This window comes from Saccharothrix longispora, assembly GCF_031455225.1.
Taxonomy (GTDB): Bacteria; Actinomycetota; Actinomycetes; order Mycobacteriales; family Pseudonocardiaceae; genus Actinosynnema; species Actinosynnema longispora.
The window spans coordinates 4,771,302-4,793,421 of sequence record NZ_JAVDSG010000001.1 but is presented as its reverse complement, the minus strand read 5'-3'; the positions used below and the strand labels follow the sequence as shown (position 1 = coordinate 4,793,421).

The 22,120-nt window shown below is 72.9% G+C and carries 19 protein-coding genes; 14 read left to right on the top strand and 5 right to left on the bottom strand.

Annotation, left to right across the window (positions count from 1 at the left end; genetic code table 11):
* Window positions 1-59 precede the first annotated feature (59 nt).
* The 5 genes from J2S66_RS19480 to J2S66_RS19460 all read left to right on the top strand — a co-directional run bounded on the left by J2S66_RS19480 (window position 60) and on the right by J2S66_RS19460 (window position 5,907).
* Window positions 60-1,061: a LacI family DNA-binding transcriptional regulator gene (locus J2S66_RS19480; RefSeq protein WP_310308595.1), complete on the top strand. Its 1,002-nt coding sequence runs from the start codon at window positions 60-62 to the stop codon at window positions 1,059-1,061.
* A 232-nt stretch (window positions 1,062-1,293) separates the two neighbouring features.
* Entirely contained in the window at window positions 1,294-2,649 is a 1,356-nt protein-coding gene (locus tag J2S66_RS19475) for an ABC transporter substrate-binding protein (protein WP_310308594.1), read from the top strand.
* Window positions 2,649-3,518 (top strand): carbohydrate ABC transporter permease, encoded by an 870-nt coding sequence (locus J2S66_RS19470; RefSeq protein ID WP_310308593.1) that lies wholly within the window; start codon window positions 2,649-2,651, stop codon window positions 3,516-3,518. Before J2S66_RS19475 ends, J2S66_RS19470 begins: the two co-directional genes overlap by 1 nt.
* Entirely contained in the window at window positions 3,515-4,354 is an 840-nt protein-coding gene (locus tag J2S66_RS19465; RefSeq protein ID WP_310308592.1) for a carbohydrate ABC transporter permease, read from the top strand. The genes J2S66_RS19470 and J2S66_RS19465 overlap by 4 nt, the downstream gene beginning before the upstream one ends.
* A 26-nt stretch (window positions 4,355-4,380) precedes the next feature.
* Window positions 4,381-5,907, top strand: coding sequence for a glycoside hydrolase family 13 protein (locus tag J2S66_RS19460; protein WP_310308590.1), 1,527 nt, complete (start codon window positions 4,381-4,383; stop codon window positions 5,905-5,907).
* Here J2S66_RS19460 and J2S66_RS19455 read toward each other — a convergent pair.
* Window positions 5,904-6,410, bottom strand: coding sequence for a MarR family winged helix-turn-helix transcriptional regulator (locus J2S66_RS19455; RefSeq protein WP_310308589.1), 507 nt, complete (start codon window positions 6,408-6,410; stop codon window positions 5,904-5,906). The two genes, J2S66_RS19460 and J2S66_RS19455, sit on opposite strands and share 4 nt — an antisense overlap.
* A gap of 121 nt (window positions 6,411-6,531) precedes the next feature.
* On the opposite strand from J2S66_RS19455, the gene J2S66_RS19450 reads away from it, so the two are divergent.
* Window positions 6,532-7,605 (top strand): alkene reductase, encoded by a 1,074-nt coding sequence (locus J2S66_RS19450; RefSeq protein WP_310308588.1) that lies wholly within the window; start codon window positions 6,532-6,534, stop codon window positions 7,603-7,605.
* Between the two features lie 111 nt (window positions 7,606-7,716).
* Here the strand turns inward: J2S66_RS19450 and J2S66_RS19445 are convergent, their stop codons facing one another.
* From J2S66_RS19445 to J2S66_RS19435, 3 genes are all read right to left on the bottom strand, one after another.
* Window positions 7,717-8,421 carry an LPXTG cell wall anchor domain-containing protein gene (locus J2S66_RS19445; RefSeq protein WP_310308587.1) on the bottom strand — a complete coding sequence of 235 codons (705 nt, stop codon included), beginning with the start codon at window positions 8,419-8,421 and terminating at the stop codon, window positions 7,717-7,719.
* Between the two features lie 214 nt (window positions 8,422-8,635).
* On the bottom strand, window positions 8,636-12,046 hold the full coding sequence (locus tag J2S66_RS19440; RefSeq protein ID WP_374726208.1) for a TM0106 family RecB-like putative nuclease: 3,411 nt from the start codon (window positions 12,044-12,046) through the stop codon (window positions 8,636-8,638).
* Window positions 12,047-12,156: 110 nt separating this feature from the next.
* Window positions 12,157-13,557, bottom strand: a complete 1,401-nt coding sequence (locus J2S66_RS19435) for an SDR family NAD(P)-dependent oxidoreductase (RefSeq protein ID WP_310308585.1) — start codon at window positions 13,555-13,557, stop codon at window positions 12,157-12,159.
* A 77-nt stretch (window positions 13,558-13,634) separates the two neighbouring features.
* On the opposite strand from J2S66_RS19435, the gene J2S66_RS19430 reads away from it, so the two are divergent.
* From J2S66_RS19430 to J2S66_RS19415, 4 genes are all read left to right on the top strand, one after another.
* A complete protein-coding gene (locus tag J2S66_RS19430) occupies window positions 13,635-14,864 on the top strand; it encodes a hypothetical protein (RefSeq protein ID WP_310308584.1) in 1,230 nt (409 codons plus the stop codon).
* Window positions 14,861-15,499 (top strand): hypothetical protein, encoded by a 639-nt coding sequence (locus J2S66_RS19425; RefSeq protein WP_310308583.1) that lies wholly within the window; start codon window positions 14,861-14,863, stop codon window positions 15,497-15,499. Before J2S66_RS19430 ends, J2S66_RS19425 begins: the two co-directional genes overlap by 4 nt.
* Window positions 15,500-15,656: 157 nt before the next feature.
* Window positions 15,657-16,343 (top strand): AfsR/SARP family transcriptional regulator, encoded by a 687-nt coding sequence (locus J2S66_RS19420; protein WP_310308582.1) that lies wholly within the window; start codon window positions 15,657-15,659, stop codon window positions 16,341-16,343.
* A 54-nt stretch (window positions 16,344-16,397) separates the two neighbouring features.
* On the top strand, window positions 16,398-16,886 hold the full coding sequence (locus J2S66_RS19415) for a hypothetical protein (RefSeq protein WP_306749287.1): 489 nt from the start codon (window positions 16,398-16,400) through the stop codon (window positions 16,884-16,886).
* A gap of 8 nt (window positions 16,887-16,894) precedes the next feature.
* On the opposite strand, the gene J2S66_RS19410 is transcribed toward J2S66_RS19415, so the two are convergent.
* Complete coding sequence (locus J2S66_RS19410; RefSeq protein WP_310314904.1) at window positions 16,895-17,848, bottom strand: LysR family transcriptional regulator; 954 nt, start codon at window positions 17,846-17,848, stop codon at window positions 16,895-16,897.
* A 208-nt stretch (window positions 17,849-18,056) separates the two neighbouring features.
* Here J2S66_RS19410 and J2S66_RS19405 point away from each other — a divergent pair, with 208 nt between their 5' ends.
* From J2S66_RS19405 to idi, 4 genes are all read left to right on the top strand, one after another.
* Complete coding sequence (locus J2S66_RS19405; protein WP_310308581.1) at window positions 18,057-18,854, top strand: 2-amino-3,7-dideoxy-D-threo-hept-6-ulosonate synthase; 798 nt, start codon at window positions 18,057-18,059, stop codon at window positions 18,852-18,854.
* A gap of 77 nt (window positions 18,855-18,931) precedes the next feature.
* Window positions 18,932-20,005, top strand: a complete 1,074-nt coding sequence (locus tag J2S66_RS19400) for a 3-dehydroquinate synthase II family protein (RefSeq protein WP_310308580.1) — start codon at window positions 18,932-18,934, stop codon at window positions 20,003-20,005.
* Between the two features lie 5 nt (window positions 20,006-20,010).
* Window positions 20,011-21,366, top strand: coding sequence for a class I adenylate-forming enzyme family protein (locus J2S66_RS19395; protein ID WP_310308579.1), 1,356 nt, complete (start codon window positions 20,011-20,013; stop codon window positions 21,364-21,366).
* Between the two features lie 27 nt (window positions 21,367-21,393).
* A complete protein-coding gene (idi, locus tag J2S66_RS19390) occupies window positions 21,394-21,966 on the top strand; it encodes an isopentenyl-diphosphate Delta-isomerase (RefSeq protein WP_310308578.1) in 573 nt (190 codons plus the stop codon).
* Window positions 21,967-22,120 lie beyond the last annotated feature (154 nt).

Sequence of the window (22,120 nt, the reverse complement as noted above, 5' to 3'; positions counted from 1 at the left end):
CTCGCAAACGTCTGCAAGCCAGCGCAAGCAGGGTGAAAATCCTGCCGTATAGTTGCTCCATGACGCAACGGCGGTTGGCCGAAGTGGCCGCGAAGGTCGGCGTGAGCGAGGCGACGGTCAGTCGGGTCCTCAACGGCAAGCCCGGTGTGTCCGACGCGACGCGGTCGGCGGTGCTGACCGCCCTCGACGTGCTCGGGTACGAACGGCCCACCCAGCTGCGCGGCGAACGCGCGCGGCTCGTCGGCCTGGTGCTGCCGGAACTCCAGAACCCGATCTTCCCCGCGTTCGCCGACGTAATCGGCAACGCCCTGGCGCAGCGCGGTTTCACCCCGGTGCTGTGCACCCGGACGGCCGGCGGCGTGACCGAGGCGGACTACCTGGAGCTGCTGTTCGAACAGCACGTGTCGGGCGTGGTGTTCGCGGGCGGCCAGTACGCGCAGGCCGACGCCTCGCACGAGCACTACCGCCAGATGACGCGCCGCAAGCTGCCCGCCGTGCTGGTGAACGCCGCGATCGACGACCTCGGCTTCCCGCGCGTGTCGTGCGACGACGCGGTGGCCGTCGAGCAGGCGTTCGGGCACCTGGTCGCGCTCGGGCACGTGCGGATCGGCGCGGTGCTCGGCCCGACCGACCACATGCCGTCCCGGCGCAAGCTGACCGCGCTGGCCGCGTGCGCGTCGGCGGCGGGCGTGGAGCTGTTCGAGGAGCACGCCATGTTCTCCCTCGAAGGCGGCCAGGCCGCGACGACCCGCCTGCTCCACCGCGGCGTCACGGCGGTCCTGTGCGCCTCGGACCCGCTGGCGCTGGGCGCGGTGCGCGCCGTGCGCCGCCAGGGGCTCAACGTGCCGCGCGACGTGTCCGTGGTCGGCTACGACGACTCGCCCCTCATGACCTGCACGGAACCGCCGCTGACCACGGTCCGGCAGCCCATCGAGGCGATGGGCCGCGCCGCCGTGGAGCTGCTCGCCAACCAGATCGCGGGCACCCCGGTGCCGGACGAGGAACTCCTCTTCGAGCCCGAGCTGGTGGTCCGCTCCTCCACGGCCCCGGCCCCCCGCTGACCCGAGGGTCCAACGCCCAGGCCCCGAGAGTCCAACCTCCAGGGGTCCTGGGCGTTGGACCCTCGCGTGGAGATGAGGCCCGGTGGAAGCCGGGTCTTTTTGTGCTGGATGTCGGCAGGTGGTTTACGGGGCGATGTCGTGAGTTTGCGAAATTTCGTAGACATATTGCGGAGACGTGTTGGGCGGACCTACCGTGTGCGCCACACCACAGCCGAGGGAGAGGGTCCGCCCCATGAACTCATCCAGCCTTCGCAGAGCGGCGGGGCTGCTGCTCGCGGGCAGCCTGGGCCTCACCGCCGTCGCGTGCTCCTCGGGCGGCGGGGAGACCGCCGCCGGCGGCAAGGTCACGATCACGGTCAACGGGCAGCCGCCGCGGACGCAGGCGTTCGACCGCAAGGTCTTCGACGAGGACGTGGCCGAGTTCGAGGCCGCCAACCCCGACATCGACATCGAGCCGCGCGAGGGGTTCATGGACCCCAGGACGTTCTCGGCGAAGCTCGCCGGCGGCCAGCTGGAGGACGTGTTCTACGCGTACTTCACCGACCCGGCGAACCTCATCGCCCGCCGCCAGGCGGCCGACATCACCGACTACGTCCGGGACGTCCCGCACTACGACGCCATCCGCCCCGAGCTGCGCGAGGTCTTCGCCAAGGACGGCAAGGTCTACGGCGTCCCCACCGCGAACTACTCGATGGGCCTGGTCTACAACCGCGCCCTGTTCACCGAGGCGGGCCTGGACCCGGACCGCCCGCCGGCGACGTGGGACGAGGTCCGCGAGGCCGCCCGGAAGATCACCGCGCTCGGCGACGGCAAGGTCGGCTTCGCCGAGTACTCCAAGAACAACCAGGGCGGCTGGCACTTCACCGCGTGGATGTACTCCGTGGGCGGGCGGATCGCGAGGCAGGACGGCGACAAGTGGGTCGCCGACTTCGACGACGACAAGGGCAAGGCCGTCCTCCAGCACCTCAAGGACATGCGCTGGACCGACGGCACCATGGGCGAGAAGCAGCTCCTCGTCATCGAGGACGTCCAGCAGATGATGGGCTCCGGCCGGCTCGGCATGTACCTGGCCGCACCGGACAACATCCCCACCCTGGTCAACCAGTTCAAGGGCGACTACGCCGACTACGGCCTGGCCGGCATCCCGGACGGCGAGGGCACGCTGATCGGCGGCGAGGGCTACATGCTCAACCCGAAGGCGTCGCCGGAGAAGATCAGGGCCGGCCTGAAGTGGATCTCCTGGAAGTTCCTCAACCCGGACCGCTTCGAGAAGAACCTCCAGCGCTACAAGGACCAGGGACAGCCCATCGGCCTGCCCGTGCCGCCGGTGTCCGACGTCTGGACCGGTGACATCGCCGCCAGGCAGGCCGAGCTGAAGGAGAAGCTCGCGACCGTGCCCGTGGCGAACTTCAAGTCCTACGTGGACGCCACCCCGGAGGGCCTGATCGAGCCGCCGAACGCCCAGCAGGTCTACGCGATCCTCGACAACGTCATGCAGGCCGTGCTCACCGACCGCGACGCCGACCCCGCCCGGCTGCTGGCGGACGCGGAGGCCAAGGTGAACCCCGTCCTCGCGCAGGTCAAGTGATGCGGCGCCGCGTCGCGGAGAACCTGGTCGCGTACGGGTTCCTGTCCGCCGCGCTGGTCTGCTTCGCGGTGTTCTCCTGGTACCCGATCGCGCGCGGGGCCGTGCTGGGCTTCCAGCAGGTCGACTTCGTCGACGACCCCGTGTGGGTGGGCTGGGAGAACTTCGAACGGCTCTTCGCCGACCCCCTGTTCGCCACGGCGTGGCGCAACACCCTGCTGTTCACCGCGCTCGCCCTGGTCTTCGGCTTCGCGGTGCCGTTCCTGCTCGCGGTGGTGCTCAACGAACTGCGTCACTTCAGGGCGTACTTCCGCCTGATCGTGTACCTGCCGGTGATGCTGCCGCCGGTCGTGGCGGCACTGATCTGGAAGTGGATGTACGACCCCGGTCCGGGCCTGCTCAACACCGCGCTGCGCGGGCTCGGGCTGGAGGGCGCGGCGTGGCTCGACAGCGCCGACACGTCCATGCTGTCGCTGGTGGTCGTCGCGACCTGGGCCAACCTGGGCACCGCCACGCTCGTCTACCTCGCCGCCCTCCAGGGCATCCCCGGCGACCTGTACGAGGCCGCCGAGCTGGACGGCGCGAGCGTGTGGCGCAGGCTGTGGCACGTCACCGTGCCGCAGACCCGGTTCGTGCTGCTGGTCCTGGCGCTGCTCCAGGTCGTGGCGACCATGCAGGTGTTCACCGAGCCGTACGTGATGACCGGCGGCGGCCCGGAGGACTCCACGGTGACCGTGCTCCTGCTGCTGTACCGCTACGCCTTCTACTACAACGACTTCGGCACCGCGAGTGCCCTGAGCCTGTTGCTGCTGCTGGTGCTCGGCGCGTTCACCGCCCTGTACCTGCGCGCGACGCGGAAGGCGGACGCGTGAGGACGCTCATCGCGCCGGGGCGCTCGCGCGCCGGCCACACCGTCGCGCTCGTCGTCACCGCGGTCGTGCTCACGGCGGTCTTCGTGGTGCCGCTGGTCTGGGTCGTGCTCTCGGCGATGAAGCCCGCCGTGGAGCTGGCCCGGGTGCCGCCGACGGTCCTGCCCGAGACGTGGGTGCCGGGCACCTACGCCGAGGCGTGGGACCTGATGGACCTCGGCCGGTACTTCCGGAACACCCTCGTCGTCGCGGTCGGCACGTGGGCGGTGCAGCTGGCGGTCGACGTGCCCGCGGCCTACGCGCTGTCCCGGCTGCGACCCGTGCTGGGCGGCGGCATCCTCGGCGCGATGCTGGTGACGCTCATGATGCCCGCGTCGGTGCTGCTGGTCCCCACCTACCTGACCATCTCCGACCTGGGCCTGCTCGACAACCCGCTGTCGCTGTGGCTGCTCGGCGCGGCCAACGCCTTCACGGTGTTCCTGCTCAAGCGGTTCTTCGACCAGCTGCCGGTGGAGGTGCTGGAGGCGGCGCGCATCGACGGCGCCGGTCAGCTCACCATGCTGTGGCGCATCGTGCTCCCGCTGTCCCGGCCCGTCCTGGCGGTGGTGTCCATCTTCGCGGTCGTGGCCGCCTGGAAGGACTTCATCTGGCCGCTGCTGGTGTTCTCCGACCCCGCTCGACAGACGCTCAGCGTCGCGTTGCAGCGCTTCGCCCCCGACACCCCGGTCAACCTGCTGCTGGCGGGCCTCGTGCTCTCCAGCGTGCCGATGATCGGTCTGTTCCTGGTGTTCCAGCGCCACGTGCTCGCGGGTCTCACCGCGGGCAGCGTCAAGGGCTGACCACCTTCACCGAGGGAGGAATCCACATGAACTGGTGGCGCGGTGCGGCCATCTACCAGGTGTACCCGCGCAGCTTCGCCGACGGCAACGGGGACGGGATCGGCGACCTCGCGGGACTCCGCCGGAAGCTCCCCCACCTCGCCGAGCTGGGTGTGGACGCGATCTGGCTCAGCCCCTGGTACCCGTCGCCGCTGGCGGACGGCGGCTACGACGTCGCCGACTACCGCGACATCGAGCCGCAGTTCGGCACCCTCGTGGAGGCGGAGAAGCTGATCGGCGAGGCCCACGCGCTGGGCATCAGGGTCATCATCGACATCGTTCCCAACCACTGCTCCGACCAGCACCCCTGGTTCCGGGAGGCGCTGGCCGGCAAGGGCCGGGACCGGTTCTGGTTCCACGACGGCGACGAGCCCCCCAACGACTGGCAGTCCCGGTTCGGCGGCCCCGCGTGGAGCCGCACGCCCGACGGCGGGAGCTGGTACCTGCACCTCTACGCCGCCGAGCAGCCCGACCTGAACTGGACCAACCCCGAGGTGCGGGCCGAGTTCGAGTCGATCCTGCGGTTCTGGCTGGACCGGGGCGTCGACGGGTTCCGCATCGACGTCGCCGACGGCCTGGTCAAGGACTTCTCCCGGCCGGACGCCGAGACGCCGTACTCCGACCAGGACGGCGTGCACGAGATCTACCGGTCGTGGCGGCGGGTGCTCGACGCGTACCCGGACGAGCGGGTCTTCGTCGGCGAGATGTGGCTGCCCGACCCCGAGCGGTTCGCCCGCTACCTGCGGCCCGACGAGCTGCACTCGGCGTTCAACTTCGACTTCCTGTGCTGCCCGTGGGAGCCGGGGGAGCTGCGCCGGGTCATCGACGCCACGCTCGCCGCGCACGCCCCGGTCGGCGCGCCGCCCACCTGGGTGCTGTCGAACCACGACGTGACGCGGCACGTGTCGCGGATGGGCCGCGAGGACTCGTCGTTCGACTTCGGGCGGCGCCAGCACCTCACCCCGACGGACCTGGACCTGGGCCGCGAGCGGGCGCGGGCGGCGATCATGCTGACCACCTCGCTGCCCGGCTGCGTGTACCTCTACCAGGGCGAGGAGCTGGGCTTGGAGGAGGTCGACGACCTGCCCGACGAGCTGCGCGAGGACCCGGTGTGGGTGCGCTCCGGCCACACCGACCGGGGCCGCGACGGGTGCCGCGTGCCGATCCCGTGGGGTGACGAAGGGCCGTCCTGGCTGCCGAGGCCCGCCCACTGGCGGTCGCTGTCGGTGGCGGCGCAGAGCGGCGACCCCGACTCGATGCTCGCCCACTACCGCGCGGTGCTGAACCTGCGCAGGGAGCGGGACGACCTGGGCGACGGCCCGATGGAGTGGCTGGACCTCGGGCCGGACGTGGTCGCGTTCCGCCGCGGCGGGCACTTCGCGTGCGTGCTCAACCTGTCCGCCCACCCGGTCGCCCTGCCCGACCACGACGGCGTGCTGCTCACCAGCGGTCCGCTCGACGCCGACGGCCTGCTGCCGACCGACACCGCCGCCTGGCTGCAGCTGTCCCGCTAGTCCTCCGGGGGGACGGCGACCTGGTCGCGGCCCGTCCGCTTCGCCAGGTTGCACTCCAGCAGGCCGAGCACCTCCAGGGTCTCGGCCTGCTGGTCGGCGTCCATGGCGCCGACGGTGGCCTCCTCCAGTTCGGCCCAGATGCGCTCGACCTCGCGGCGCAGCGCCTGGCTCGCGGCGGTCGGCTCGACGATCACGGCGCGGCCGTCGCCCGGGTCGGGGGAGCGGCGCACGAAGCCCGCGCGCTCCAGCCGCTGCACGGTGCGCGTCATCGTGGCGGAGTCCGTGCCCAGCTCGCCGCACAGGTCGGCCTGGCGGCGGGGCCCGCCGTCCCAGAGGTGCATCATGACCACCTCCTGCCCCGGGTGCAGTCCTGCCTGTCTGAGCAGCTGTCCGGCCAGTAGCCGGTGGAGGCGGGCCACGCGGAAGATGGCATGACTGATCCGGCCGCCCTCGGCGGACCGCGGAACCGGCGTCGACATGGCCTTTTGGGCTGCTCCTGCCATGTCCCCAGTGTAGCCGTCGTGCGATGTGAGCGCCGTCACGGTGACCTGCTCGGAATAGATCCGCCGGTGATTGCTGTTCGGACAGGTAAGTGCGCACACCGCGTCCACCGGAGGGAACCCGATGACCACCGCGTTCGAGCCGCTCGACCTGGCCGGCACCACCCTGCCCCACCGCGTCGTGATGTCCCCGATGACCCGCAGCCGCGCGTACGGCACCGTGCCGACCACCACCATGGCCGAGTACTACGCGCAGCGCGCCGGCGCCGGGTTGATCATCACCGAGGGCATCCAGCCCTCGGCGGTCGGCCAGGGCTACCCGGACACGCCGGGCCTGCACACCCCCGAGCAGGTCGAGGGCTGGAAGCTCGTGACCCGCGCCGTGCACGACGCGGGCGGGCGGATCTTCGCCCAGCTCATGCACACCGGCCGGATCGGCCACCCCAGCCTGCTGCCCGACGGCCTGCACCCGGTGGGCGCGTCCCCGGTGCGCGCCGCGGGCACCCTGTTCACCGGTGCCGGCATGGACGACTACGTGACGCCCGTCGAGCTGACCGGCGAGGAGGTGCGGCGGACGATCGCCGACTTCGCCACCGCCGCGCGCAACGCCGTGGAAGCCGGGTTCGACGGCGTCGAGCTGCACGGGGCCAACGGCTACCTGCTGCACCAGTTCCTGGCGGGCGGCACCAACCGGCGCACCGACGAGTGGGGCGGCACGGTGGAGAACCGCGCTCGGTTCGTCGTCGAGGTCGTCCGCGCGGTGTCCGAGGCGATCGGCGCCCACCGCGTCGGGCTGCGGATCTCCCCGGCCAACCCGTACAACGACATGGTCGAGGACGACCCCGAGGTGCTGTACCCGGCCCTGGTCGACGCGATCGAGCCGTTCGGCATCGCCTACCTGCACATCGGCGAGGCGGACCGGCGCGCGTTGACGCTGGAGCTGCGCGAGCGGTTCAGCGGGGTGCTGATCCTCAACCCGTTCACCCCGGGCGGGACGACCGGCCCCGAGCACCTGGCCCTGGTCGAGGACGGGACGGCGGACGCGGTGAGCTTCGGCGTGCTGTTCCTGGCCAACCCCGACCTGCCGGTCCGGCTCGCGGCGGGCGGCCCGTTCAACACGCCGGACCCGGCGACCTTCTACGGCGGCGCGGAGCGGGGCTACACCGACTACCCGGCCCTGGAGGACGCCCGCGTCTGAGCCCGCGTCCGAACCCCGCGACGCCGCTCTCACGACGGAGCCCCGGCCACCCCGGCGAAGGGGTGACCGGGGCTCCGGTCGGTCGGCCGTCTTCCCGGCCGATCAGGTCGTTCAGCTGTTCGAGGCGCGGCGGCGCAGGAAGAACAGCAGGCCGGCGCCACCGCCGAGCAGGACGACGCCGATGCCCAGCGGGATGGCGATGCTGGCACCGGTGCTCGCCAGCTCGTCCTTCTCGGCGACCGGCACGACCGCGGCCGTGGTGGTCGTGGTCGGGGCCGGGGTGGTGGCGACCGTGGTGGTGGTCGTCACCGGGACGGTCTCGGCGGGCGGCTCCTCGGCCGGGGGCTCCTCGGCGGGCGGCTCTTCGGCCGGGGGCTCCTCGGCGGGCGGCTGCTCGACCGGGGGCTCCTCGACCGGCGGCACCTGCTCCGGGCACGGCTCCACGATCAGCCGCTTGTCGGCGGGGTCGGTCTTGTGGTCGAACTGCTTGCCGTTGTGGCCGTCGTACGCGTCGACCTCGGCGGCGAACTTGTGCTGCACGGTGAGGTCGACCTCGGCCGAGTACTTCTCGACCAGCTTGTCGCCGAACTCGATGATCTTGAAGTGCTGCCCGTCGAGCGTGATCTTCAGGTAGTTCGTCTTGTCGTCGGTCTTCGGGGCGTACTGCGTCAGGTTCACGCTGAGGACGGCCTTGCCGTCCTCGCACTTCGCCTTGAAGTCCTTGTTGTGTGCCGATGCCGGCAGAGCGGTGAGGAGGCCGGTCGTGACGACGGCCGCGGCGACACCGAGGACAGCGCCGACTCTGGCGAGCTGCATGAATTGCTCCTGAGGGGAGGGCTGAGGAGAACGCGGTCACCCTATACGGGGTTAGATAACAACCCGATCGGGGTATTGGTAACTACTGAACGTTTACATGAGGCCTGCTCTGAGTCCCTTATGGGCGTTTCCACGGCCGTCGCCTGAGGAGGATCACGACGACCGCCGCGCCGCGGAGGGGGTGGCGCGCACCCCAGTGGGGACGGGAGCCGCGCTACTCCGGGAACACCCACGGCCGGGCCTCGGCCATCAGCCCCACCATGCCCGACACCAGCCGCAACTGCTCCACGTCGCGGATGTCGGCCTCCACCAGGCGCGGCGAGCAGACCACGACGGCCACCGCCTGCGCCCGCGACAGCGCGACGTTCAACCGGTTGCGCGACAGCAGGAAGTCCAGCCCGCGCGGCAGGTCCACGGCGGCGGACGAGGTCATCGTGGTGATCACCACCGGCGCCTCCTGGCCCTGGAAGCGGTCCACGGTGCCCACCCGGACGTGCTCGTGGCCGTGCTTCTCCAGCTCCCGCCGCACCAGCCTGACCTGGAGGTTGTAGGGCGCCACGACCAGCACGTCGGAGTCGTCCAGCGCCCGCGCGCCCGCGCCGTCCGTCCACAGGCGACCCATCAGGGACCGCACGAGCCCGACCACGGCGGCGGCCTCCTCGACCGAACCGGTGGTGTTGTGCGAGTGCGCCACGGAGTGCGCGTACACGCCGCTCTCCACGCCCGCGATGCCGCGCGCCGCGGTGCTGGGGTGGGCGCGCAGCAGACCGGCGTACGACAGGTTCGACACCGGCTCGCACACCGCCGGGTGCATCCGCCGCGTCTGGTCCAGGAAGTAGCCGAGCGACGGCGGGACGACGTCGGCGTCGCCGATCAGGTGCCCCAGCGCGGACGCCTCCGCGCCCGCCGGGTGCGTCCCCTGCACGACCTGCGGCAGCTGCTGCGGGTCGCCCAGCAGCACGAGGTTGCGCGCGCACGTCGACACCGCCAGCGCGTCGGCCAGCGCGAACTGCCCCGCCTCGTCCACGATCAGCACGTCGAACGGCTGCTCGCGCAGCGCGGTGTTCGCGAACGTCCACGACGTGCCGCCGACGAGGTGGCCCGCGCCCTGGTCGTTGCGCCAGCGCACCAGCGCGGGGTTGTCGCGCGGCTGCTCCCAGGCGCAGTCGCGCGCCGGCGCGCCCTTGGCCCGCTTCGCGGTCGGGATCGGCACGCCCAGCTCGCGACCGGCGGCCAGGGCCGCGAACAGCACGTTCTCCACCGCCTTGTGGCTGGTCGACGTCACGCCGACGCTGCGACCGCCGCGGATCAGGTGGGCGATCAGCCGACCCGCCAGGTACGTCTTGCCCGCACCCGGCGGCCCCTGCACGGCCAGCGCCGAACCGTCGAGCGCGTCCACGGCCGCGATCACGTCCGCGATCAGGTCGTCGGAGCGCGGCAGGTCCCGCGACCCCCGCAGGCGCGGCGGCGTGCGGCGGACCAGGTCGATCCCGGGGTGCGGCGGCAGCTCGGGCAGCCGGTCCACGACCATCGCCGCCAGGTCGTACACCGCCTCGTCCTTCGGCGTCGGCCGGACCGGGCTGCCCGGCAGCACGGCCACCGGCACCGCGCCGTCGACCGACTCCGGTCCCGCGCTCTCCAGCAGCACGACGTCCTCGGCCGACTCGGCCAGCACCACGGCGTCACGGGTGGTGTTCGGCGTGCCCGGGTAGAGCAGGCGCACCTGGTCCCCGGTGGCGAACGGGTGCGGCCGGTCCGGGTCGCAGGCCACGGTGACCTGGCGCTTCGCCTTGCGGACCCGACCCGACGGCATCGCCCAGTCCTCGGCGCGCACGTGCGTCCCCACGGCGCACGCGTTGTCTGCCTCCAGCTCCGACAGGGGCGCGGCGAGCTGCCGGAAGAAGTCCCACCACGCAGGGTTGGTCTCACGGCGGTGGTAGCCGACGGCGGCGGCCAGCAGCGCGCGGGCCCGCTCGTCGTCGGTGAACTCGGCCGGGTTGTCGGGCAGGCCCTCGATCAGCGGGTCCACCACGGCGGCCAGCCGCTCGGCCCGCTCGGCGCGGCGCTGCGCCGCGATCTCGTCCTCGACCTCCTGCGTGAACGACGGCTCGGGCACGTGCGGCGCGATGCCCGCCTCGGCCCGCACCTCCAGCAGGAACCGGTACAGCCGCAGCGTCGACACGCAGTCGTCGGTGTTGTACTCGGCGATGCCGTTGAGCACGTCCTCGGCCCGCGCCGGGTCCGCGTCGCGCAGGGACAGGAACTCCTCGTACGCCTCGATGCTCGACACCGCGTTCTTCACGTCGCCGCTGCGGGCGCCGGGCATGTAGAGCGGCTCCAGGTACTTGATCGAGTACGACCGCTGCGACACCCGCAGCGCCTTGCGCACCACCGAGTACAGGTCGACCAGCGCGCCCGAGCGCAGCAGGTGGTCGACGGCGTCCTCGCGGGTGCCGTGCAGGGCGGCGAGCTTCTTGAGGGCGTTCACCTCGTAGGGCGCGTAGTGGTAGACGTGCGCCCCGGGGTTCGCCTCCAGGGCCGCGGTCGCGTGGTCGACGAACCGCTCGAACGCCCGCTTCTCCTGCGGCCGGGTGTGCGCCCAGAACGGGGTGAACGCGGCGTCCGCGTCGACCACGCCGAACAGGTACTCCAGGCCCTCGCCGTCGAGCGCGAACGGGTCGCCCTCCATGTCGAAGAACAGGTCGCCGGGGCTCGGCGCGGGCAGCGCGGCCAGCGCCTCGGGCGCCACGACCTCGTAGGCGACCTTGCCGACCGGGTCGTCCTCGGTGCGCGAGTCGTCCTGGATGACCTGGAGCGCGGCCTGGGCGCGCAGGCCGGTGAACGTGGCGGCCGACATCGTGGCCGGCTTCTCCGACCGGGTGGCGTTGGCCAGCGCGTCGATCGTGCCCAGGCCCGCCGCGACGAGCTTGCGCCGCTGGTCGGCGCGGATGCCGGCGACCAGCGACAGGTCGCGGGCCCGCTCGCGGCCGGTGGCGCAGTGCCGGGCGAAGCGGCACGTCGCGCACGCCGGGCGCTCGTCGTCCCACAGGCGGTCGGGCAGCGCGGCCGGCGCGGCCAGGCGGGCCGTCAGCCGGTCGCGGAGGTTGCGCACCAGGGGCAGGAAGTCGCCGACCCGGAACGCGCGGTCGGTGCCGTCGCCGAGCAGCAGGTGCATGGCCGGCCCGGCCCGGTGCCCCAGCGCGTCCGCGTACGCGGTGAGCTGCACGACGGCGGCCGGCGTGGCGTGCCGGGCGAGCTTCGCGTCGTGCGGCTCGTAGCCGTGCGGGCCGGCGACCAGGAAGTCGGCCCGGCCGTGGAAGCCGTCGGCGTAGAAGACGGCCTGGTACACGACGGGCGCACCGTCGTCGAGGGCCCGCGCGGTCTGCTCGGCGGCCGCGGTCAGCGCCTCGTGCGTCGGCGCGGGCTGCGGGATCTCCACCACGTCGCGCTCCGCGCGGAACCGCTCCAGCACGGCCTGCTCGTGCGCGAGGCCGTGGCGCGCGGCGAGCAGCCCCTGCCGCTGGTCGGGCGCGGGCGCGCCGGGCACGCCGGTGGCCAGGGCGTGCGAGAGGACGCTGCGGTGCTCGCACTCCAGCAGGTCCACCAGGTCCGACGGGGAGTGCACCAGGTGGCCGTCGGCGGTGAGCATGGCGGGCAGTATCTCCGCCGGACGGGTGAACTCGGCGGATCACGCGCGGCGCGTCGTCAGGTTGTGCGCGCCGCCTCCCGGCGGGATCACCAGGCGGCGGGCTCGTAGTCCTTCAGGAAGCAGCCGTACAGGTCCTCGCCCAGCTCGCCGCGCACGATCGGGTCGTACACCCTGGCCGCGCCGTCGACCAGGTCGAGCGGCGCGTGGAAGCCCTCCGAGGCCAGCCGCAGCTTGGTCGGGTGCGGGCGCTCGTCGGTGATCCAGCCGGTGTCGACCGCGGTCATCAGGATGCCGTCGGTGGTCAGCATCTCCTCGGCGCTGGTGCGGGTCAGCATGTTCAGCGCGGCCTTGGCCATGTTCGTGTGCGGGTGCCCCGGCCCTTTGTAGGCGCGGCTGAACTGGCCCTCCATGGCCGAGACGTTCACCACGTACTTGCGCCGCGCGGGAGAGGCTGCCATCGCCCGGCGCAGCCGCGAGATCAGGATGAACGGCGCCGTGCTGTTGCACAGCTGCACTTCCAGCAGCTCCACCGGGTCGACCTCCTCGACCCGCTGCACCCAGCTGTTGACGTCCGCCACGTCCGGAACCAGGCCGCCCGCGTCGATCTCCGTCGACCCGGCGGTCAGCGCCAGCGCGGTCACCGTCGCGCCCAGGCCCGGCCCGGTGTCGCCGAGCGAACCGGTGAGCGCCGCCGGGTGCGCGGCCGTGGTGTGGCCGAACGTGACCAGCTCGGGCAGCGGACCGGCTGGCAGCGGGTCCGACTCGGCCGTGACCAGCGGCGCGTAGGCGTTCGACGAGCGGCGCACGGTCTGCGCGGCGTTGTTGATCAGGATGTCGAGCGGGCCGGCGGCGGCCACCGAGTCGGCCAGCTGCACGACCTGGTTCGGGTCGCGCAGGTCGATGCCCACCACGCGCAGCCGGTGCAGCCAGTCGGCGCTGTCCGGCATCGAGGCGAACCGGCGCACCGCGTCGTGCGGGAACCGGGTGGTGATCGTGGTGTGCGCGCCGTCGCGCAGCAGCCGCAGCGCGATGTACATGCCGATCTTGGCGCGACCGCCGGTGAGCAGGGCGCGCTTGCCGGTGAGGTCCGCCCCCTGGTCGCGCTTGACCCGGTTCAGGTCCGCGCAGGCCGGGCACAGCTGGTGGTAGAAGGCATCGACCTCGGTGTACCTGCGCTTGCACGTGTAGCAGGACCGGGCGCGCAGCAGCGTGCCCGCCTTCGTGCCCGGGTCGGGCTCGCGCAGCAGGACGCCGCGCGTCTCGTCGTCGATGCGCGACGGCGACCCGGTCGCGGTCGCCTCGATGACGGCGCGGTCGGCGGCGGTCACGGCGGCGCGCCGGTCGGCCTTGCGGCGCTTGCGGAGGCTCTTCCAGATGCCGGCGGTGGCCCGGCGGACGGCGACCGCGTCGGGGTGCTCGGTCTCCAGATCATCCACCTGGGCGAGCACCTTCAGGGCGATCTCCAGCTCAGCGGGGTCAATCGACACGGAATGGGAGTCTACCCGTGCGAAAAACCACCCCTGGACGGGTGAAATTCACGTGAGGCACCGCTATCGTGCCCCGCATGCCTACAGCGGGTGATGGACCGCGGGTGCAGCGGTTGGCCCACCCCGACGACACCGTCCGGGCCAGGGCACTGCGACTCCCCCGCGGACGACCGGTCCTCGCGGTGCTCGGCCCGGTCGAGGCCCTGGGCACCGACCTCGCCGCCACCGTCCTGCCGGTCCTGCGCGCCGTCCTCGCCGACGTGGCCAGGTCCGACTCGGTCGTGGTCACGGCGGCCGCGGACGTCGGCGTCACGCACCTGGTCGGCCTGGCCGTCGAGTCCCTGGAGGGCCGCCGGCCGCGGCTCGTGGGCGTGGCGCCGTCCGGCCGGGTGGCCGCGGGGGACACCGAGCCCGGCGAGGGCGAGGTGCGCCTCAACGCCAACCACGACACGGCCGTGCTGGTGCCCGGCTCGCGGTGGGGCGAGGAGGTGCCCGCCCTGTTCCGCGTGGTCGACGCCGTCGCCGGGACGAAGCGGCCCGTGCTCGCCCTGCTGGTCGGCGGCGGTGCGGTGGCCCGCGCCGCGCTGGTCGACCACCTGGGCCGCGACCGGCCGCTGCTGGTGCTCGCGGGCACCGGCGGCCTGGCCGACGAGGTCGCGTTCGGCGGCCTGGGCGAGGACGACGACCTCGCCGTGCTGGTGCGCAGCGGCCGTGTCGCGGTCGTGCACCTCGACGAGGGCGCGGACCGGGTGGTGGCGGTGCTGCGCCGGGTGCTGGCCGACCGGCCGGGCGCGAAGCTGCACGCCCCCGTGCCACCGCCCCCGGTGTGGCCGAGGCTGCGGTTTCGGGCGCCCGAGCCGCACCCCGTGGTCGATCCGGGCTACGTGCTCGACTACCCGCTGCTCGCCGACGCGATCCACGAGGCGAACCAGGTGGTGGCGCCCGCGCTGCACGAGTGCGAGGTGGCCGCCCTGAGGGCGCGGGAGCGCGCGAGGCTGCTGGTCGTGCTGGCCATCGGCGCGGGCTTCGCGACCACGGTGTTCGCCGCGTTGCAGGTGTGGCTGGGCGCCGAGCCGTGGCCGGGCGTGCTGCTGGCCGTGTCGGGCGCGGTGGCCGCCGTCCTCGCGGTGGTGGCGCGCAACGGGGAGGACCCGGACGTGCGGGCGCGCGCCGAGCAGCTCCGGGCGCTGTACTTCGACCACCTGGCCGCGCCGCCGGCCGTCGACGACGCGGAGCGCGACGAGCGCGCCCGCGACCTCGCGACCGCGGTGGCGCGGTACCGACACGAACCGGTGAGCCAGGCATGAGCGACGAGACCCAGGACGACAGCACCACCCGCACCCGGACGCCGCGGGCCAGGACCACCCGCGCCGCAGCCTCGAAGCAGGCGGGTCCCGAACCGGCGACGGCCGAACCGGCGACCAAGCCGTCACCGAGGCCGCGCACGGTCTCCGAACCGCAGCCCACCGCGAAGGCCGCACCGCCCGCACCCACCCCCAAGGCCCCGGCCCCGGCTCCGAAGCCCGCCGCCCCGTACTCGGTCGACGACCACCGCGAGCAGTTCGTCCGCGCGTACCTCCGACACCGGGTGGGGGAGCGGCTGGCGGGGTTCGAGCAGGCCCGCGCCCGCTACACCTCGGCCCGGCGGTGGACGACGGCCGGCACCGTCCTCCTCTTCACGGCCGCCGCCGCGCTGGGCGCGGTCGCGGTGGCCGACGCGCCCCGGCGCGAGCTGTGGGCGTTCCTGGCCACGGTCGCGGCGGCCGGCGCCACGGCGTTGGCGGTGTACGAGGCCGCCTTCTCGTTCCGCGCGCTGTCCCGGCGCTCGGCGAACGGCGTGGCGCTGCTGCACCTCCTCCAGGCGCACGGTGCGCCCGAGGGCGAGGACGGTGTCAACGCGTTCCGCACCGAGGTCGAGAGCGTGCTGCGGCACTCCGACTGACCCCCGCACGCCCACCCGCACCGCTGCGAACCCCCTGACCGGCACGCCAGCCGTCCGGGGGAACCACGCTCCGCGAGAATCCGCCAGAATCGCGGCAGTGTTGGTGAAACTTCAACGCGGCGTGGGGGTCGGAGTGGAGTTTCGGATACTCGGACCGGTGCAGGTGCGGCGGACCGGTGGGGCTCCCCGGGCGCTGCGCCGCAAACCCGGCCAGGTCCTCGCCGTGCTGGCCGCGCAGTGCGGGAAACCGGTCCCCGTCGACCGGCTGCTCGACCTCGTGTGGGGCGACGACCCGCCGCCGCGCGCCCGCAAGTCCCTCCAGGTGCACATCTCGGCGCTGCGCGCCGAGGGCGTGCCGGTGCGCCACCAGGACGGGGGCTACCTGCTGGCCGCCGAACCCGAGCAGGTCGACGCCCTGCGGTTCCGCGCGCTGACCGCGCGGGCCGCCGACGTGGCCGACCTCGCCGAGCGCCGCGAGGTGTACGCGCGGGCGCTCGACCTGTGGCGCGGCGCACCGCTGGCGGGCGCGGAGTCCGAGCCGCTCCGCGCCTGGCTGTGCGCACCCCTGGAGGCCCACCGCCTGGCCGCGCTGGAGGCGGCCATCGACCTCGACCTGGCCCTGGGCCGCAACGCCGAGGCCGTCGACGCGCTCACCCCGCTCGTGGCCGAGCACCCGTTCTCCGAGAACCTCCGCCACCAGCTGATGACCGCGCTGCTCGCGTGCGGCAGGCGCACCGAGGCCCTCGGCGTGTTCCAGGACGTGCGCCGGACCCTGGCCGACGAGCTGGGCGTCCGCCCGGGCACGCGGCTGCGCGCGCTGTACCGCGATGCGCTGGGCGTTTAGGCCGTTTTTTACCGCACGACGTTAGCTTCCGCCGCGACCGGAAGGGGAAAGACCATGCGCCTTGCCCGCGCCCTCGCCGCGTTCGTCCTGGCTCTCGCCGGGATGACCCTGACCACGGCGGTCGCGACCGCCGACGTGCAGGCGGCCGTCACCAAGCTCAGCCACTCCGACGCCGCGAGCCGCTTCAGCGCGGCCGGCCTCACCTGGTCGTCCAGCGGAGGTTGCAGCGACCGCAACAACCCGACCTGCACCAGCTTCGAGCAGATCAACCTCACCACCGTGCAGGGCGGCATCACGCTCAAGCGCGCCAGCGGCTGCGCCCTGCGCATCACCGGCGGCACGGAGACCGGCCACGCCAGCGGCACCTACAGCCACTGGAACGGGTACAAGCTCGACTTCGCCCTGTCCACCTGCATCAACAACTACGTGCGGGGGACCTTCACGTCCATCGGCGGCAACAAGTGGCGCTCCGGCTCCGGGAACATCTACTTCCTGGAGTCGAACCACTGGGACGTGACGTACTACAACTGCGGCGGCTGCTGACCCCTCGCTCAGCTGGCCGCCACGGTCAACCCCGTGGCGGCCAGCTTGGCCGCCCGGCCGTGCCCCCGGAGCCGTTCGTGGTGGGCGCGCAGCAGCGCGGCGTGGACGTCGTCGACGTGCTCGGCGGCCTCGCAGCCCCGGTTCCACACCAGCGTGACGCGCCGGTGCACGGGGTTGCCCGCGATCGGCTTGAGCAGCACGCCGGGCAGGTCGTGGCCGGTGGGGAAGAACCCCGCCACGGTGTGCGCGGAACGCACCAGTTCCGCCGCCGACGCCGGATCGACGCCGAAATGCGCGCAACGCGGCGTGAATCCGGCCGCCTCGCAGGCCAGGTGCAGGTTCAACCGCCCGCCGCCGTAGTTCTCGTCCGGCACGGCCCATTCCTCATCGGCCAGTTCGGACAGCCGAATCTCGGCACGCCCGGACAACCGGTGCCCCACCGGAATTCCGACCACCATGTGTTCCGTGGCGACGGTGCGGAAGTCGACTTCTTCGGGAATCCGCAGTGGACTCTGCGGGAACTCGGTGACCAGTGCCAGGTCGAGCTTGCCGGCGCGCACGAGTTCCAGTACGGCGTCACCACTGCGCTCGATGTGCGTGGTCTGCGGGTGCGTCGGTAACAGCCCGCGCACCACCCCGACCAGCAAGGGGGTCGGCGCCCCGGCCACCCCGCCGAGCCGGATGCCCGCGCCGCCGCTCTCCGCGGCCAGCTTGCGCGCCGTGACCAGCAGTTCGTCGAACCGCTCCACCAGGTCCCGCGCCCGCAGCACGACGTGCCTGCCCAGCTCGGTCAGCTCGACGCCGTCGGTGCGCCGCAGGAACAGCGGACCGCCGAAACCGCGTTCGATGCGGCGCAGTTGGGCCGTCAACCCCGCCTGCGCGATTTTCAGCAGAGAGGCGGCACGGCTGATGCTGCCCGCTTCCGCCACGGTCAGCACGACGTGGAGGTGCCTCAGCTCCATGTGCACTGCGGCAGCCTAGGGCAATTCGCACACGACAAACACCGACCGCGCGGGTACCGCGGGATGACGCTCCGTTGTGGCCTCGCACGCACCGTTAGTCCAACAGGTGCATAACTGGCGAGTTATCGCCACCTCACACCTACCGCCGTGCTCGCCCGCTCCACCACCCTGCTGATGGCTATCACCGATCTGGGGAGGTGTGAGCGACATGAGGAAAGCGTTGCGACTGCGACGCCTTTCCCGACCGCGCGACGACAGGTACCTCTTCGTGCCGCTGGACCACAGCGTGTCGGACGGTCCGGTGGTGTCGCGCGACCGGTGGCGCGACCTGGTCGACTCGGTCGTGATGGGCGGGGCCGATGCCATCATCGTCCACAAGGGACGCGTGCGGACGATCGACCCGGACGTGCTCGCCGGGTGCGCGCTCGTCGTCCACCTGAGCGCGGGCACCGCGCACATGGCCGACATGAACGCCAAGGTCCTCGTCGGCGACGTCGAGGAGGCGCTGCGGCTCGGCGCCGACGCGGTCAGCGTCCACGTCAACATCGGCTCCGACACCGAGGCCCGGCAGCTCGCCGACCTCGGCTCGGTCGCCGCCGCGTGCGACGACTGGAACGTCCCGCTGATCGCCATGGCCTACCCGCGCGGTCCGCGCATCGTCGACCCGAACGACCCCGCGCTGCTCGCGCACGTCGTGAACATCGCGGCCGACCTCGGCGCCGACATCGTCAAGACCAACCTCGCCACACCGTCCGAGCGGATGGCCGAGGTGATCGCCACCAGCCCGATCCCGGTGCTGGTGGCGGGTGGTCCGGCGACCGGCGGCAGTCTCGTCGACCACGCCCGCACCGCCATGGCGGTCGGGTGCGCGGGCCTCGCCGTGGGCCGCCGCGTGTTCACCTCGCCGACACCGATGTCCCTGGTCGCCGAGCTCGCGTCGATCGTCCACGGGGAGAGCGAGGCGGACATCGTCCGCGCGATGACCGGGGCCGTGGCCTCGTCCTGACCCCGCCGTCGGCCGGACCCGCGAAACCCCCTTCCGCGGGTCCGGCCGGCGTGCGGGCCCACCATTTTGGAGAACCGTTGAAGTTCGCCTGGATCGACCTCAGAACCGTCCCCGACGCGCAGCGCGACGCCGTCGTCGACGCCGCCGTGCACGCCCGCCTCGCGGGGGTCGTCTCCGACGACCCGGCGCTGCTCGACACCCTGCCGCCGACGATCACCCGCGTGCTCGTCGCCGACGAGCCCGTGGAGAGCCCGCACCTGGTCACCGTCGTGGTGCGCGACCAGGACCAGCTCGACCGGCTCCCCGTCGACTCGGCGTTCGTGCAGGTCGAGGACGACCGCACGCTGAAGCTCGCGTGCGCGGCGGCCGTGCGGCTCGGGCACGCCGTGGTCGGGTTCACCGACCCGACGAAGATCCCGCTGGAGATCGTCATCGCCGCCGCCGACGGCGCGGCCGGCAAGCTCGTCACCGTCGTCGCGGACCTGGAGGAGGCCGCGATCGTCCTGGACGTGCTGGAACACGGCTCCGACGGCGTCCTGATGGCGCCGCGCGACGCCAACGACGTGTTCAAGCTGGCCAGGCTGCTGGAGGCGACCACCCCGCCGCTGGAGCTGACCACGCTCGTCGTCGAGGGCATCGCGCACAACGGCCTGGGCGACCGGGTGTGCGTCGACACCGCCTCGCACTTCCAGGAGGACGAGGGCATCCTCGTCGGCTCCTTCTCCTCCGGCTTCATCCTGTGCTGCTCCGAGACCCACCCGCTGCCGTACATGCCGACCCGGCCGTTCCGGGTCAACGCCGGCGCGCTGCACTCCTACGTGCTCGGTCCGGACAACCGCACCAACTACCTGTCGGAGCTGCGCTCGGGCAGCACGGTGCTCGCGGTGAACTCCGAGGGCCGCACCCGCAAGCTCACCGTCGGCCGGGCCAAGCTGGAGTCGCGCCCGATCCTGACCATCACCGCGCACTCGCCCGAGGGCGTCGAGGTCAGCCTCACCGTGCAGGACGACTGGCACGTGCGGGTGCTCGGCCCCGGCGGGAAGGTCCGCAACGTCACCGAGTTGCAGCGGGGCGACGAGCTGCTGGGCTACATCGCGACCGAGCAGCGGCACGTGGGCATCCCCATCGGCGAGTTCTGCAAGGAGTCCTGAACCGCATGCGAGAGTTCGTCACCGACCTGCTGGGCCGCCACGGCGACGACGTGCCGGTGTTCACGCACGAGCGCACCGCGACCCACGGGACCCTGCGCGCCGCCGTGGCCGACCTGGCCACGCGGTTCGCCGCCTCCGGGGTGGGGGAGGGGACCGCGGTCGCGATCCAGGTGCCCCCCAGCTTCACCCAGCTGGAGGCGGTGCTGGCGCTGTGGCGCCTCGGCGCGCGGGTCGTCCCGATCGACCACCGGCTCACCGCGCACGAGTTCGACGTGCTGCGCGACCTCACCCGCCCGCAGTTCGCCGTGCGGGCGGCGGACCGGTTCGAGGGCGCGTTCCGGGAGCACTACGAGCTGGTCACCGAGCGGATGCCCGACGGCGTGCCCGCCGCCACCCCGCACCGCCTGGTGCAGTTCACCTCCGGCTCGACCGGGCGGCCCAAGGTCGTCGGCCGCAGCACCGGGTCGATCACCCGCGAGGTGGCGCGGTTCGCCGCCGCCGACGGCATGACCCGGCGCGGCGAGAAGTTCCTCATCCTCAACAACACCGCCTACAGCTTCGGCCTGATGGGCGGGCTGCTGCACTCCCTCGCCGCCGGCGTCGAGCTGGTGTTCGCCGCGCGGCCCTCCTCCGCCGAGGACGTCCTGGCCACCGCCGCCCGGCACCGGGTGGACTTCCTCAGCGGCCAGCCGTTCCACTTCGACCTGCTCGCCGGCGCGGCCGACCGGGAGGCGCTGCGGTCGGTGCGCGCCGCGTTCGCCGGCGGCGAGCTGATGCCCCCGGAAGTGGCCGACCGGTTCGCCGCCGCCCACGGCTTCGCGGTGGGCGAGTGCTTCGGCACCACCGAGACCGGCGCGCTGACCATGGACGTGACCGGCGCGTCCCGACCCTCGGTGGGCAGGCCGATGCCCGACACCACGATCAGGGTGCGCGAAGGGCTGGTGGAGGTCGCCCTGGACGAGTCGCCCTACCTGCACGAGGACGGGCCGTCGCGCTTCTCCGACGGGTGGCTGCGCACCGGGGACCGCGGCGAGTTCGACGCGCACGGCAACCTGCGGCTGCTCGGCCGCGCCGACTCGCTGGTCATGGTGCGCGGCTTCAACGTGGACCTGACCGAGGTCGAGGCGGCGCTGCGGACCCACCCGCTGGTCACCGAGGCCATCGTGGTGCACGACGGGGCGGTCGAGGCGTACGTCGGCACGCGGTCCGACGTGCTGGGGTCGGACACCGTCCTCGCGTGGTGCGCGCAGCGGCTGGCCGAGTTCAAGGTGCCCGAGCGCGTCCACGTGCTCCCCGCCCTGCCGCGCACCTCCAGCGGCAAGCTGGTGCGCAACCCGAGGAGCCTCGCCGACGCGCGGTGACCGCCGTCCGTGTGGCAGGGTGGGCGCGTGGAACAAGTCGTCCTCCTCGACGAGTCCGGTGTCGCGATCGGCACGGCCGACAAGCTCTCCGTGCACCACGCGTCCACCCCGCTGCACCTGGCGTTCTCCTCCTACCTGTTCGACGGCGCGGGCCGGCTGCTGCTGACCCGGCGCGCGCTGCACAAGAAGACCTGGCCGGGGGTGTGGACGAACTCGTGCTGCGGCCACCCGGCGCCGGGGGAGGCCGCGGCGCCCGCGGTGCGGCGGCGGCTGGTGGAGGAGCTGGGCCTGGAGGACGTCGACCTCGACCTCGTGCTCCCCGCCTTCCGCTACCGGGCGGAGATGGAGAACGGCGTCGTGGAGAACGAGATGTGCCCGGTCTTCCGCGGCCTCGTCACCGGTGAGCCCCGCCCGAACCCCGACGAGGTCGACGCCGTCGAGTGGGTCCCGTGGGCCGAGTTCGCCCCGGCCGTCCTGGCGGGCGCCCGCCCGGTCTCGCCGTGGTGCGTCCTCCAGGTGGCGGAGCTGTGGGAGCTGGGCTCCGACCCGCTGGCCTGGCCCACCGCCTCGGCAGCCGCCCTCCCCCCGGCCGCCGCCTGACCGACCCGAACGCACGACTCGCGGGTCCTGAACGCACGACTCGCGGGTCCTGAACGCACGACTCGCGGGTCCTGAACGCACGACTCGCGGGTCCTGAACGCACGACTCGCGGGTCCTGAACGCACGACTCGCGGGTCCTGAACGCACGACTCGC